The organism is Rahnella sp. P4_A8, assembly GCF_056402435.1.
Window position 1 is genome coordinate 48,157 of record NZ_JBFUHK010000005.1, and the last position, 14,752, is coordinate 62,908.

Annotated in this window: 14 protein-coding genes; 3 read left to right on the forward strand and 11 right to left on the reverse strand. The window is 53.3% G+C overall.

Features of this window, described 5'->3' with window-relative positions:
- Positions 1-16 precede the first annotated feature (16 nt).
- The 3 genes from cysG to AC1DUO_RS04385 all read left to right on the forward strand — a co-directional run bounded on the left by cysG (position 17) and on the right by AC1DUO_RS04385 (position 4,587).
- On the forward strand, positions 17-1,399 hold the full coding sequence (gene cysG / locus AC1DUO_RS04375; RefSeq protein ID WP_119261121.1) for a siroheme synthase CysG: 1,383 nt from the start codon (positions 17-19) through the stop codon (positions 1,397-1,399).
- Between the two features lie 238 nt (positions 1,400-1,637).
- On the forward strand, positions 1,638-2,768 hold the full coding sequence (locus tag AC1DUO_RS04380; RefSeq protein ID WP_037033653.1) for a collagen-like triple helix repeat-containing protein: 1,131 nt from the start codon (positions 1,638-1,640) through the stop codon (positions 2,766-2,768).
- 100 nt (positions 2,769-2,868) lie between these two features.
- Positions 2,869-4,587: a ShlB/FhaC/HecB family hemolysin secretion/activation protein gene (locus tag AC1DUO_RS04385; protein ID WP_379670870.1), complete on the forward strand. Its 1,719-nt coding sequence runs from the start codon at positions 2,869-2,871 to the stop codon at positions 4,585-4,587.
- A gap of 64 nt (positions 4,588-4,651) precedes the next feature.
- Here AC1DUO_RS04385 and trpS read toward each other — a convergent pair whose 3' ends face one another.
- From trpS to pilM, 11 genes are all read right to left on the reverse strand, one after another.
- Positions 4,652-5,668, reverse strand: coding sequence for a tryptophan--tRNA ligase (gene trpS, locus AC1DUO_RS04390; RefSeq protein ID WP_037033655.1), 1,017 nt, complete (start codon positions 5,666-5,668; stop codon positions 4,652-4,654).
- Between the two features lies 1 nt (position 5,669).
- Positions 5,670-6,368, reverse strand: coding sequence for a phosphoglycolate phosphatase (locus tag AC1DUO_RS04395; RefSeq protein WP_013573620.1), 699 nt, complete (start codon positions 6,366-6,368; stop codon positions 5,670-5,672).
- A complete protein-coding gene (rpe, locus tag AC1DUO_RS04400) occupies positions 6,361-7,038 on the reverse strand; it encodes a ribulose-phosphate 3-epimerase (protein WP_014333544.1) in 678 nt (225 codons plus the stop codon). The genes AC1DUO_RS04395 and rpe overlap by 8 nt, the downstream gene beginning before the upstream one ends.
- A 50-nt stretch (positions 7,039-7,088) precedes the next feature.
- Entirely contained in the window at positions 7,089-7,904 is an 816-nt protein-coding gene (dam, locus tag AC1DUO_RS04405) for an adenine-specific DNA-methyltransferase (RefSeq protein WP_013573618.1), read from the reverse strand.
- Positions 7,905-7,986: 82 nt separating this feature from the next.
- On the reverse strand, positions 7,987-9,036 hold the full coding sequence (locus AC1DUO_RS04410) for an SPOR domain-containing protein (protein ID WP_112151928.1): 1,050 nt from the start codon (positions 9,034-9,036) through the stop codon (positions 7,987-7,989).
- A 127-nt stretch (positions 9,037-9,163) separates the two neighbouring features.
- On the reverse strand, positions 9,164-10,246 hold the full coding sequence (aroB, locus tag AC1DUO_RS04415; protein WP_013573616.1) for a 3-dehydroquinate synthase: 1,083 nt from the start codon (positions 10,244-10,246) through the stop codon (positions 9,164-9,166).
- 57 nt (positions 10,247-10,303) lie between these two features.
- A complete protein-coding gene (aroK, locus tag AC1DUO_RS04420; protein WP_477986607.1) occupies positions 10,304-10,825 on the reverse strand; it encodes a shikimate kinase AroK in 522 nt (173 codons plus the stop codon).
- A 348-nt stretch (positions 10,826-11,173) separates the two neighbouring features.
- The gene (gene hofQ / locus AC1DUO_RS04425) at positions 11,174-12,436 is read right to left on the reverse strand and encodes a DNA uptake porin HofQ (RefSeq protein WP_112198413.1); all 1,263 of its coding nucleotides are present in this window, start codon (positions 12,434-12,436) and stop codon (positions 11,174-11,176) included.
- Entirely contained in the window at positions 12,436-13,296 is an 861-nt protein-coding gene (locus AC1DUO_RS04430; protein WP_119261119.1) for a pilus assembly protein PilO, read from the reverse strand. Before AC1DUO_RS04430 ends, hofQ begins: the two co-directional genes overlap by 1 nt.
- Positions 13,293-13,856, reverse strand: a complete 564-nt coding sequence (locus tag AC1DUO_RS04435; RefSeq protein ID WP_119261118.1) for a PilN domain-containing protein — start codon at positions 13,854-13,856, stop codon at positions 13,293-13,295. The genes AC1DUO_RS04430 and AC1DUO_RS04435 overlap by 4 nt, the downstream gene beginning before the upstream one ends.
- On the reverse strand, positions 13,856-14,695 hold the full coding sequence (gene pilM / locus AC1DUO_RS04440) for a pilus assembly protein PilM (RefSeq protein ID WP_119261117.1): 840 nt from the start codon (positions 14,693-14,695) through the stop codon (positions 13,856-13,858). Before pilM ends, AC1DUO_RS04435 begins: the two co-directional genes overlap by 1 nt.
- Positions 14,696-14,752: the final 57 nt, after the last annotated feature.

Below are 14,752 nucleotides of genomic sequence, written 5' to 3' on the forward strand. Positions count from 1 at the left end.
TCAGAGAATATTATCTATGGATTACCTGCCCCTTTTTTGTCAGTTAAAAAACAGAGCCTGCTTACTGGTCGGTGCCGGTGATGTTGCAGAGCGTAAAGCGCGTTTGCTGCTGGAAGCTGGCGCAAAACTAACGGTGAACGCCCTCACCTTTACGCCGCAATTTCAGATCTGGGCAGATGAAGGCAAAGTCCGCCTGTTACGCGGTGAATTCTCACCGCTGCTGGTGGATGAAAAATGGCTGGTGATCGCTGCGACCGATTCCGATCTGGTGAATCAGGAAGTCAGCGAAGCCGCAGATCACCGCCGCGTGTTCTGCAACGTGGTCGATGCGCCGGAAAGTGCCAGCGTGATCATGCCGTCGATCATTGACCGTTCTCCGCTGATGATCGCGGTGTCTTCCGGCGGTAATGCGCCGGTACTCGCGCGTTTGCTGCGCGAACGTCTGGAATCCATTCTGCCGCAGCATCTGGGCAAACTGGCACAGGTCGCGGGCGGATTGCGGGCGCGGGTAAAAACACATTTTCCTGATGCTTCTGAGCGCCGTCGCTGGTGGGAAAAACTGTTTAATCATCATCGCCTGGCGCAGTCGCTGGCGAACAATGACAACGCGCAAAGCCACGAATATCTTGAAGGGTTATTCCGCGAGCCCGTGGATAAACATGGCGAAGTGATTCTGGTCGGTGCCGGACCGGGCGATGCCGGATTACTGACGCTCAAAGGCTTGCAACAGATGCAACTGGCCGACGTGGTGGTTTACGACCGGCTGGTTTCTGACAGCGTGCTGAATCTGGCACGTCGCGACGCGGAGCGGATTTTCGTGGGCAAACGTGCCGGACACCATTGTGTGCCGCAGGAGCGCATCAATGAAATCCTGCTGGAACAGGCGCAGATGGGCAAACGCGTTGTCCGTCTCAAAGGGGGCGATCCGTTTATCTTTGGTCGTGGCGGCGAAGAACTGGAAGCACTGAAAGCCGCAGGTATCGCATTTTCCGTGGTACCTGGCATCACGGCGGCCTCCGGTTGTTCCGCTTACAGCGGTATTCCGCTGACCCACCGCGACCACGCGCAAAGCGTGCGGCTGATCACCGGCCATGCGAAGCAGGATGGAGTTTTAGACTGGGCCTGCATGGCGCAAACTCAGCAAACACTGGTGTTTTATATGGGGCTTACGCAGGCCGGAGAGATCCAGCGCCGGTTGCTGGAGAATGGCCTGGCAGCAGAAACGCCTGTCGCACTGGTAGAAAACGGCACCAGCCAGCAACAACGAGTGGTGACAGGGAAGCTCACAGAGCTCGAAAATCTGGCGAAAAAGGTGCAAAGCCCCAGTCTGATTATTGTCGGCAGCGTGGTGAGCTTACGTCAGAAACTCAACTGGTTTGCCAGCGAAACCTGTCTGTGATGCCCTTCTGTTCAAAAAACTCCATTTATTTTATTAATCAATTCAGAGAAGTGAATTCAGATTCACTTCTCTCCCCGCACTTATAAGATAAATCTTATAACAGAACATAATTCCTGTCATCTCACCTGAATCAGTCAAAATTCAAAATAATCACTGCACCCAAATGGAATATTCAGAATCTTCAACTTAAACTTTAATTACGCCAACTGTGGCGTAATCTCCCGTGGAGGGTCAAATCATGCGCCATACCATTCATGTTGGTCATGTTAACAAGATTGCCCTGGCAATCTTAGTCGCCCTGTCACTGGCTGCCTGTAGCGGCAGTGGCGGCGGCGGTTCTTCTCATACGGCAAAAACGTCCACCACCGGCTCAGCAACGACCGGCGATGGCACAGGTTCAGGGACCGGGACTTCAACGGGCGGTGACGGAACCTCCACCGCCGGGAATGGAAGCGGCACAGGATCGGGTACCGGGGCAGGCACCGGTAGCGGTGGAGGAACCGGGACTGGCGGCGGAACAGGGACAACACCGTCAACCACGCTTGCCAGCGCGACGATCCTGAGCAGCGCAGGCACCGCGGTCAGTGGTCTGGGTACGCAGGTCAGCAGCATCGCCACCCAGACACCGATCAGTAATATTCCGGTCGCCGGGACTGGCGTCGTGACCATCATCGACAGTACCGGTAAAGCGGTGACTGACGTGGGCAGCGGCGTGAAAAACGGGCTGGGACAACTCGGCACCAACCCGAACGCCGTCGGCACCACCGTCGCCGGCGTCCCCATTGCCGTGGCGGATTTGGGCACCGGCGTGTCAGGGCTGGGGACTTCGCTGGCTGCCAATACCACAGGAACACCGGTCAGCGGCGTGACATCCGCAGCAGGCGGGCTGGTCAATAACGTCGGGAAAGTGGTCACCACAACGGGTAACGGATTAGCGACAAACGTGCAAACCGGTGAGCTTTCTAAAGTCACCACGGCGACCACCGGTATCGTGACGCCCGTTGTCGCCAAAGTTCAGGGCACCACACAAGCCGTCGGCGGCGCAACAGGGCTGGGCGCACCGGTTAATGGCTTGCTGAATCAGGTGGGCACTACCGTCAGCGGCGCAGGGACGCAACTGGCAACCACCACACCGGCGCTGGCTGGTCTCGGACAGGTGGTCACCGGCACCGGACAGGCCGTGTCTAAAACCGGGACCATTCTGGTTCCTGCCAGCAGCACGACCACCTCTACCGCCAGCAATTCCGGCGGCATTTCGGCGGGCGCTGGCGCATCCGTCACGCAATCCGGCGGTTTACTGGCCGGGGTAGGCACCACAGTGGGAGGACTGACCGGCGGCCTGGGTCTGAAAGTCAAAACCACGCCGTAAATCTGTTAATGAGCGTTGGTAGAAAAAGCCCGCTCTCCGGTTCTGGCGGAGAGCGGGCTGGCATCTCTGAGTGGTAACTTTTCCCTGTGCGTTCAAAGGAATGTTTATGAGAATAAAATCCTGCATAGTGGCTTTACTGGGTTCTGCCATTGGCTACAGCTCGGCAGATATGTTTCCTACCCTGATCGACCCGAATAACCCGGCCAAACTGGCTGAGCCTATTTCCCAGCCTCCGGCCAAAACGCAAAATATCGCCTTACCCGCACAAAAGTCTCCTCCCAGCCTGACACCCCAGACCCTGATTGACGTCAGACACATTCAGTTTGTCGGCGGCACTCAGTATCCGCTGGATTCACTGGCCGCGCCCTTCGCCCCCTTTATCGGCAAACAGGTGCCGCTTTCGGCATTACTGGCGGCCACCGACACGATCACCCAACGCTATCACCGCGACGGTTTTATTCTCTCTTACGCCTATATTCCGGCCGATAACTTTAAAGAGGGCGTGCTCAGCATCGGTCTGGTGGAGGGATACATTTCCGGTACGCAAATCCGCAGCGACAATCAGCAGGTGGGCCGCTGGCTGAGTAAATTATCGCAACATATCATGGCGGAGAAACCGCTGACGCAGGATGCCTTTGAACGGTACACCCTTCTGATGGGACGCACGCCGGATACCAAAGTCAGCGCCTCGGCCAATAATCCGAACAACATTTACGGCGCCACCACGCTGAATGTCGACGCCACACGCCCGCGAAACTGGAATATCGCCACCGCCGTAGATACCCGCAAAGGTGACAGTTCTGCCGTGGTTAACGCCACGCTAAGCGGCCTGAGCACCTACGGCGAGCAGTTCGGCATTGCGACCTTAATCCCGCTGGAAAGCGATACCCGTAAGACCTACGCCGGTCTGAACTATCAGCAATATCTTGGCGACGACGGGTTGCTGATGCAGCTGAAAGGCAGTTATTACCAGCAGAAAGATAAGGATTACAACAGCATATTACTGCTGCCCAACGGCATCGACGTCGGGGCGCAAAACACCCAGACACAATATAACGGCGGCGTGGTATTCAGCTATCCGTTGCAGCTGACGCGGAAAAAACAATGGACGGTCAGCGGCGGTCTGGATTATCTCGATAAAAAATACCAATACGATTTGCGGGCAAGGCTGGGCAATCAGCAGATTGACCTGCCGCAGGTCAGCCAGCGGATCCGCTATCCGGCCGCAGAATTGTCACTGACCGGCTACCGGGAATATGATCAGGCTTACTGGAATACCACCTTCAATGTCCGTCAGGGGATCGACGGTCTGGGGGCGACGAACTCCACACCCAATGCAGATCTGACGTTTACCCGCTGGAAATTTAACGGCGATGCGGCCTATCTGTTCGATAAAAAATGGCGGTTAAGTTCATCCGTGGAAGGTGACTGGTCGGATAATGATTTACCTGAACCGGAGCGTGTGAATTTTGGTGCGCTGCATTACGGGCGCGGTTATCCGGACAGTGATGCCCAGGGGGATTACGGTGTCGGCGGACAAGTGGAAATGCGTTATATCCACAGTCTGGAACAGGGAGAATGGCTAAAAACCATTCAGCCTTACGCCGTGGTAGATGCCGCACATACCGGATTTAACCAGCCGGGGCTGCCCAAACAAAATCTGTCGTCTTACGCCATTGGCGTGATGTTTGGCGATAACCGTCACTATTCATTATCCGTGGAAGCCGCCAGACCGATTGGCGATGTGCCGCTCGACAGTTCGTCCCGCGACTGGCGCTATAACGCGACCTTTACCTATAACTTCAACACCGGCTCGTGAAATCCTGAAAGTAAAAAGCCACGTCTTAAAAGACGTGGCTTTTTGATGGAGTGCCGGGCATGACTTATTCGTAGCTGACGAAACCAATAGCTTCGTAGGCCTTCTTCAGCGTCACGCTGGCACGGGCACGGGCTTTCTCAGCCCCTTCTTTCATGACCTGTTGCAGATAAGCTTCGTCACTGCGGAAGCGGTTAAAACGTTCCTGCACTTCAGTGAGCATGCCTGAAACCGCTTCAGCAACGGCACCTTTCAGATGACCATACATCTGGCCTTCAAATTCAGCTTCCAGCTCAGGAATGGCTTTGCCCGTCACACCAGAAAGGATATCCAGCAGGTTAGAAACGCCTGGCTTGTTTTTAATGTCGTAACGAATGACTGGCGGCTCTTCAGAATCCGTCATCGCGCTTTTAATTTTTTTGGTCACCGCTTTCGGATCTTCCAGCAGGCCAATCACGTTTTTACGGTTGTCATCCGACTTTGACATCTTCTTGGTCGGTTCCTGCAATGACATCACGCGTGCACCGGATTTCGGAATGAACGGCTCCGGCACGGTAAACACATCGCCATAAAGTGCGTTGAAACGTGCGGCGATATCGCGGCTCAGTTCCAGATGTTGTTTCTGGTCTTCACCAACCGGCACCTGATTGGTCTGGTACAGCAGAATATCCGCCGCCATCAGCACCGGATAATCAAACAGGCCAGCGGTGATGCTTTCGCTGTTGGAGGTTTCATAGCGCGCTGATTTGTCTTTAAACTGCGTCATACGACCCAGCTCACCGAAATAGGTGTAGCAATTCAGCGCCCAGCTTAGCTGACTATGTTCAGGAACATGAGACTGCACGAAGATGGTACTTTTCTTCGGATCAATGCCGACCGCCAGATACAGCGCCAGCGTGTCCAGCGTCGCTTTGCGCAGCTTTTCCGCATCCTGACGCACGGTGATCGCGTGCAAATCGACGATGCAGTAAATGCATTCGTAATCGTCCTGCATTTTGACCCATTGACGCAGCGCACCCATGTAGTTGCCAATGGTCAATTCGCCTGAGGGCTGTGCGCCACTAAATACGATGGGTTTACTCATTTTATGCTTCCTGATCTTTTAAAGATAACAGCCCTAAAGTGGGCAAAAGGTCGGCGAAATTATCCAGTACGCGATCGGGTTTGGTCAGCGCGATAGTTTCACCGTAGTTATAGCCGTAAGTCATGCCCACACACGGACAACCAGCGGCCTGCGCAGCATGAATATCATTGCGAGAATCACCGACAAAAACCATTTCACTGGCGCGCAATCCGAGCAGTGCCAGGGTCATGTAGACCGGTGCCGGATGCGGTTTTTTCGCCACAACATCGTCGCCGCCAATCACGACCGTGAAATAGCTGTCGATACCCAACGATTGCAACAAAGGCGCGATGAAAGGCGTGGGTTTGTTGGTCACCAGCCCCATTGGCAGCCCGGCTGCGGCCAGTGCAGCCAGCGTCTCTTTGACTTGCGGGTATAAACGGCTGCCACCTGCGGCAGTATCGGCATAATAGTGATCGAATTTATCGCGCACTTTCTGCAGAAACTCTGGCGACAAATCACCTTCGGCCCAGCGAACGGCACGTTCAACCATCACGTCAGCACCATTGCCAATCCAGGTACTGAGACGCTCAACGCCTGCGACAGGTAAATTGAAATCACGCAGCGCCATATCCATGGCTTCAGAGAGACCCGGCGCGCTGTCGACCAGCGTACCGTCGAGGTCAAAACCTAAACCGCGGGCGGCGAGAATTTCAGTCATGTGAGACCTTAGCCAGTTCACTGCGCATATGGTCAATCACCGTGCGGTAATCCGGCTGATTGAAGATAGCGGAACCGGCGACAAACATATCTGCACCGGCAGCGGCGATTTCGCCGATATTTTCGGCTTTCACACCACCGTCTACTTCCAGACGAATGTCATAACCGCTGGCATCAATAATCTTGCGAACCTGACGCAGTTTATCCAGTGTGCCTGGAATAAACGACTGCCCGCCGAAGCCAGGATTAACTGACATCAGCAGGATCACGTCGAGTTTATCCATCACGTATTCGAGATAGCTCAGGGAGGTTGCCGGGTTAAACACCAGACCGGCTTTACAGCCATGGCTTTTAATCAGCTGCAGGGAGCGGTCAACATGCTCGGACGCTTCGGGATGGAAAGTAATGTAAGAGGCACCGGCTTCGGCAAAATCCGGGATCAGACGATCAACCGGTTTGACCATCAGGTGAACATCGATCGGCGCGGTAATGCCGTAGTTACGCAGTGATTTAAGAATGGCTGGCCCCATCGTCAGATTGGGGACGTAGTGGTTGTCCATCACATCAAAATGGACCACATCTCCGCCCGCTTCCAGAGCTTTCGCTGTGTCTTCGCCCAAACGGGCAAAGTCAGCAGACAGAATGGACGGTGCAATCAAAAACTGTTTCATCCGCTTCTCCAAACGATAGGTTTATCCGATGATCACCGCTTGGCCGGTAATCAGCGATATAGCGCTAAAAGTTCATTCACCATGCTGCGCTGGGCAACTTTACTGCTGATAGTGCGGCGCGCTGACACGCGGTGCAGCTGTTTCGCCTGTGCATACCATTCCAGCGTAAGTGGTGTTTCGTGGTTGGAAATCAGCACCGGCACATCGTTCTCATTGGAAAGCTGATACGCCAGACGAGCCAGATTACGCTGATCATCCATGCTAAAACTGTTGGTGTGGTACGCCGTAAAATTTGCTGTCGCAGAAAGCGGGGCATAAGGCGGATCACAATAAACCACCGAGCCAGACTGCGCTTTCAGCAACGTGTCCTGATAATGCTCACACACGAATACTGCATTCTTCGCTTTTTCAGCAAACCAGTAGAGTTCTTCTTCAGGAAAATAAGGCTTTTTATAACGCCCGAAAGGCACATTAAACGCGCCACTGAGATTATAACGACACAGGCCGTTGTAACAATGGCGGTTAAGATAGAGGAAAAGTACCGAGCGACGATAAGTATCGCTGCTGGCATTAAACTCAGCCCTCAGGCCGTAAAAACGATCTGATTCGTTAAACTCTGGCGTAAAAAGCACGTGAGCATCACGCACAAATTCTTCAGTGCGTGTCTTCACAATGTTGTAGAGATTGATCAGGTCGCTATTGATGTCCGCCAGAATATAAGCGTCATACTCGGTATTCAAAAATACGGAGCCCGCGCCAACAAAAGGCTCAATCAGACAATCTCCCACCGGAAGATGACGTTTGATGTCATCAATCAGCGGGTATTTGCCGCCAGCCCACTTCAAAAACGCGCGGTTCTTCTTCATGCCGTCAGTTAGCTACTTATATACAATTCACAGCCGCGGATTGTATCCTGTTTTTAGACAGCAAATCGCGTTGAGATCAGTTTCATTTTTTCAGGTCTTGCTGTACCTGATGTACAGGCTTGACCCACGGTTTTTTCGCCTGAACTTCCGCAGGCAAGCTGGAAATAGCACGTTTGGCTTCTGCAGAAGAAGCGTAGTTACCACTCACCAGTACAAACCACGGCTTCCCGTCGCGGGCGGTCTGATAAACCAGATAATTTTTCAGGCCCTGCTGTTTTGCAAACGCATTCAGTGTATTGGACTGAGAAGCGCCGCTCAGTTGCAGGGTAAAGTGCGTACCTGGCGCAGACTTAATGGCAGACGTGCTGCCAGAAGCTGTTGCCGGTGCAGAGGCAACCGGAGCAGGTGACGCGGAGGATTTGGTTGCCGGCGTTTTCGCGGTATGCGACGCCGTTGCTGATGTCTTATGCTCAGCCTGTTTCGAGGTATGAGCAGGCTGCGCATTACGCGAAGACTGTGCCGGACGTACATGGGTGGCTGACGGCTGAGAACCTGCCGGCGCCTGAGTATGAGCTGAACCGTTGACGGTCGCTGGTGCGGTCGGCAAAGAAGTCAGTGACTGAGCCGCAGGTGCCATACTGCCTTGTGCCACGCCATCGACCTGATTTTGCTGGGAAGAAAGCGCATCGCTCATATCACCCGGCAAATCGACACGTTCTTTCGCCTGACCATTATTGGGAACAGGCTCGGCTTCGGTTGGTGTCGGGGAAACTGGCGGTAAACCGATACTCTTCGGTTGCTGGCCATCAGCTGGCTGTTGACCGTCTACGGCTTGCGCCGTATTAGCCTGAGCCTGAGCAGAAGGTTGAGCAGGTGCCGCAGCATCGTTACCTGAGAGACTGATGTCTTTCGGACCATTGGTCTGCTGAGCAGGCTGGCTGGAGGAAGGTGACTTCATGGCTGAGCCGATACCGACAATCAGCAATACCAGCACCACAATCCCGATGCCGATCATCACGTACTGACGGGATACAGCGACTTTTGGAATGGAAGGAGACGGTTTGCGCGCGCGCGGTGGGCGGCGATCGCTGGTGTCTGGTTTGAGATCGTCTTCCGGTGTTAAATCATCCATCTAAAACCTCCAACCCGGCAAAAGCCTCAAGAGGCTTTACGCGGAGCAACTATCCTGACTAAAAATATAAAGCTTTGCTGGCAAACGTAAAATCGGTCGTTATCTGGCCATCATTATGGCCACAGTCTTAACGGCAATCTTCAATCGAAGCCAGCACCATTTCATGCGATACGCCGGAGCGTACTTCAGACTGACCAATTGCTTTCGGTAAAACCAGACGCAGCTCGCCAGCCAGTACTTTCTTATCACGCATCATGTGCGGCAGATAAGACTGCGCGTCCATAACTTCGGGGCCCGTCACAGGCAAACCTGCGCGGGTCAGCAGGGCTTTCACCCGGGCGATATCACCCAGACTGAACTGCCCCAGGCGATGAGCTGTATAACACGCCATCACCATTCCAGCTGCCACAGCTTCGCCATGTAACCAGTTACCGTAACCCATTTCTGCTTCAATAGCATGGCCGTAAGTATGGCCCAGATTCAGCAAGGCGCGCAGTCCGTTTTCACGTTCATCGGCAGCCACAACCTCGGCTTTCAGCTCGCAGCAACGACGGATGCAATACGCCAGCGCATTCATATCCAGCGCCAGTAAAGCATCCATGTTGTCTTCAAGCCACACAAAGAAATCAGCATCCAAAATAATGCCGTATTTGATAACTTCCGCAAGACCCGATGACATTTCACGGGCAGGCAGAGTTCGCAGACAGTCGAGATCAACCACCACCGACGCAGGCTGATAAAAAGCGCCGATCATGTTTTTTCCGAGCGGATGGTTTACCGCTGTTTTACCGCCAACGGAGGAATCAACCTGAGAAAGCAGCGTGGTTGGCACCTGAACAAAGCGTACACCGCGCTGATAACTGGCTGCAGCGAAGCCGGTTAAATCACCGACTACGCCACCACCAAGAGCGATCAGAGTCGTATCACGTCCGTGCGGCTTTTCGAGTAGCGCGGAGAACACGTCATTTAGAACAGTCAGGGATTTGTATTGTTCACCATCAGGCAAAATGACCTGATCAACACGAACGCCTGCCTGCTCCAGCACTGAACGAATTGCATCCAGATAGAGAGGGGCAAGGGTTTCATTGGTCACTATCATGACCTGATCGCCTGCCTTTACCGGCATAAAAGAAGCCGGATCGTGGAACAATCCGGCAGCAATCGTAATGGGGTAGCTACGCTCCCCTAACGTTACGGTAATCCTCTCCATGTCGTGCTCTGTGACCTTCTTTAACTGACACCCTCAGGCAATGATGGACACCAATAATCAGTTACTTTCCAGCATATTGATAATCTGGTTAGCAACGACTTTGGCACTTTGATCATCGGTACGAATAGTGACGTCGGCAATCTCTTCATACAAAGGATTACGCTCTCTCGCCAGTGCTTCAAGCACTTCACGCGGCGGAGCACTCACTTGTAATAATGGACGTTTTTTGTCGCGTTGTGTACGCGCCRGTTGTTTTTCGATGGTAGTTTCAAGATAGACGACAACGCCACGCGCTGACAAACGGTTACGGGTTTCACGTGATTTCACGGAACCGCCACCTGTCGCCAGAACAATGCCTTGTTTTTCGGTCAGTTCGTTGATCACTTTTTCTTCGCGGTCGCGGAATCCGTCTTCGCCTTCCAAATCAAATACCCAGCCCACATCAGCTCCGGTACGTCGCTCAATTTCGTGATCGGAGTCGAAAAACTCCATATTGAGTTGCTGAGCTAACTGTCGACCAATAGTGCTTTTGCCGGCACCCATAGGCCCAACCAGAAAGATATTGCGTTTCTCTGCCATGTTTTTCGGTATTACTAAGACAATTCGTTGATGATAACCCGCCCCGCCAATCAAATTAGCGGCGGGACCTAAACTGAAACCTCATGAGCGATATAGTGCGAGATCAGAAAAAAATTATCTCAACACTCTTGGTAGTTTGGCAACCGAATAAATCACTTTGCACGCCGCAGGAGGGAAACCGTACGTTTTTATCGGCGTGTCTGTCGTAATAAAAAGATCACGGTGCTCAATTCGGTAACCCTTGTAAGCTAAATCGACGGCAGCGTCAAACTCAGAAGCCTCTTGCAACACAAAAAGTTGCATGCGCTCAACGTTATTAAGTCATTTACAAGGGGTAAGAATACCCATTTAACGGGTGAGGATTAAGGTCGGAGTGATGAAAATCACCAACTCACGCCGCTGTTCATTGGTGTATTGGTGTTTAAACAAAGAACCGACCACCGGAATGTCACCCAGGACAGGGACTTTCGTATCCGTTTTTTGGTTTTTACGCTGGAATATCCCGCCGAGTACGATCGTTTCCCCGTTTTTTACCGTCACCTGGGTTTTTATTTCCTGCTTATCGATCGCCAGCGCCTCGCCTTCGGACTGTTTGATACTTCGCCCCGGCATGTTCTGGCTAATCTGCAACGCCAGTTGAATACGCCCGTCACGCTGAATTTTCGGCATGACTTCCATTCCCAGCACCGCTTCTTTGAATTCGATCGACGTGCTGCCACTCGCCCCGCTGGAAACCTGATACGGGATTTCCGTTCCCTGTTTAATACTGGCAGTCTGCATATGCGCCGTCAGCAGCCGCGGGCTGGCAATAATATCGACCTTATCTTCCTGCTCAAGCGCCGTCAGTTCGAGATCAAGGATCCGCCCGCTGATGTGTGCAAGATTGAAGCCGGCAGTAAATATCGGATTTTCGACCGGCATTCCCATACTGAAATTGTTCATGCGCACCGCTTTTGTAATGGGTTCCTCCCCGGTAAATCCCCAGCGCACTCCAAGTTCGCGCAGGCTTTCGCTGTTCATGGTGACGATATGCGCCGCCAGCTGGACCTGCTGGAGGGGTAAATCCATCTCCTTTACCCACGGTGCCACCACATCCAGCGCCGCCTGCGTGTCACGTAACAATAGCGTATTGGTGCGGGTATCTGCAGAAGCATTGCCTTTTTGCGACAACAGCGATCCTTTCTGAGCGTTCAGGCTAAGCGCCGTCTCTTTCGCATCCGCATATTGCAAAGGGACGGTGAGGCTGATCAGCGGGCTTTGCAGCGCCTGCTGATCGGCGGCATCTTTTATCCGCTGTTGTACAACCTGCGGGTCTTCTTCAGGCGACACCAATAAAACGTTGCCCTGCAACTGACTGGTGAGATGGTTCATTTGCAGAATGATGTCGAGCGCCTGCTGCCACGGCACATCTTTGAGTTTCACACTTATCTGCCCGTCCAAACCCGGTGCGGTGACCAGATTCAGTTGCCGGGCATCCGCCAGCGCCTGCAATACCAAGCCGACCGGCGAGGACTGAAACTCCAGCGAAATCAGCGGTGGCGTACCGGCTTTCACCGGGCTAAGACATAAACACAGCAAAAACAGCACAATCCGTTTATTTACGTATTTCATTATTTTCCTTTCCCTGGAGAATCATTACCTTTACCCAGCCTGATAATCTGACGCTGTAAGCCGCAACGTGCGTCACTGAGGCTAAGTTCAACCTGCACACTGCTGAGCACTTCAACCGTCCATTGCGGCATCCCAACGAGTGAACCTGTTTCGACTTTATTCCAGCGCCCCTGCGGAGAAAGCAGCCAGCCATAACGTTGCCCTCCGACATCTGAAATCCCGCTTAACAGCCATTCAGATAACGGAGAAACACCAGCACAGTCGGGTGTCTGTGGCGTATTAAACGGATCACGCACGGCTTTCGACGCGACGACACCGCTAACAAACTCCGCCGCTGGCGCAGTTTGTGTCAGTAACACTGATGCTTTCATCCCACCACTACCGGTGGTATGCAGATTCAGCTCGCTAAACGCAGGCTGTTCGGGACGTTGCAACAGCGCATGAAGAAAATGCATCAGTTCGGTAAAAGTCACCTGCAATTGCAATTCACCCTGCGGTTCTTGTTTCGGTTGCGAAACGGGTTGCCAGCGAATCAGCACCGCCTGAGAGTCTTTCAGTGGCCGGGAAAACGCTTGCTCCAGAGGCAGGCTTTTGCGCAGTGATGTCGCATTACCGGCCAGTTCCTGATCCAGTCTTTCCAGTGGAATCATGCGCATTAGCGTCACCTGAGCCAGGGAAAGGGTCTGTTGTGCGATGTCAATCTCCCGTTTCAGGGTTTCCTGTTGCTGCCATAATCCGCGCAATCCGAACTGATACAGCGTTAAAACCATCATCACTAAACATGCGGTCAGAATGAATACCCGCTGCCAGCCGGGTTTTTCCATCAGCGGTTCAATACGCTCTGATAGAAAACCGGTCATTGCGGTACTTCCGGCGCAGGCAGTGGCCTTTCAGCGCGAAACTGCGTTTTCATCACGAAGCTCAGATTCTGGTTGGGCTGTTGCTGTACATCAGAAAGACTGACCTTGCTGAGCAAGTCTCCTGCCGACAGCATGTCGCTCAATGCCAGAATGTCGTGGTACAACCGCCCTTCACCTTTTAACGTCAGCATTCCCTGATATTCTGTCAGCTCAGTCAGCCACAGTTCTTCGGGCATCTTTAACGCCAGCAGCTCCAATAATTGCAGATAGTCCCGGCTCCGCTGCACACGCTGGTGGCTCAAAAGGCGTGCTTCAGTCAGAACCTTTACCTGTGCTGAAGCGGCCTCCACACGACGCTGCTGAAGCATAATCTTTTGAATGCCTGAATTTAGCGCTGACAGCTTCACCTGCAATAACGTCCGCTCCTGCGCAATGAAAGCGGCCAGAAGCCAGGCACAGACCACCACAGAGACCGGAAACGAAACGAAAATCTTCAGCCAGCAACGCATCCGCTTTTGACGGCGCAGCTTTCGCCACGGTAATAAATTGACCTGGAGCATCAGTAATCCGCCTGACGAATAGCCAGCCCGACGGCGGGCGCAAATGCACCGGGATTCGCAGGCAAAGGCGCGGACAATTGCGCGATTGCGCTTAATGGCGACCAGCATTGCATTACCGCAGATGGCGATTCGCCACTGAAATAGTCCTCCGCGTGGCATAATGCGGCCGCGCGATACTGTGTGCGGATCTTCTGAGAAATTGAGGTTTCAGTCATGGCCTCTGCGTGATCCAGCAAGCCAAACTGGAACGGCAAGCTGTGCGGCGAAGCCCAGAGAAAGGCATCGTCAAGGGGATGAATCAGCAATGCATCACCCGGAACGCCGGCAGCACAGGCCGCCATCTGAAGTGCGCAAGGGGCCAGTTCAATAGCATCCGGAAACAACCGTGCCTGCACCATGCATCGCACCCACTGTTCAATTTCCTGCTGCCTTGCGGCTGTAACCACCAACTGATTATCACCATGAGGATCAGCCCGGTAGTCCATCACCAGATGTTCCATGCCGAGGGGGAATTGTTTCGCGGCGTTAGCGAAAATAAACGCACTGCGCTGCGGCTCACCCAACCGGGCATCGGGCGCGGCCATTCGCTGTTGCATAATACGTTGTGCAGGAAGGCTTATTCGTAATGAAAAAGACGTCGGCAGCGTTTTTCGCCAGCACGATAAAAGGGCGATCAGCGGTGCGGTCTCATGTAATATCCCCTCCCGCAATGTGAAAGGAGGCAAAGGATGCTGCCACCAGTGACGTAATTGCCAGCCATGACGCCGCCGCTGAACGGCGATCGCACGGGCAAAACCGGCTTGAATATCCAGACCTACCTGCCATGCTTGTAGTCGCATTTTCGCCCAATCTCCATATCGTCAGGTAAATAAAAGAACGTATCCATGTTGCTGGCT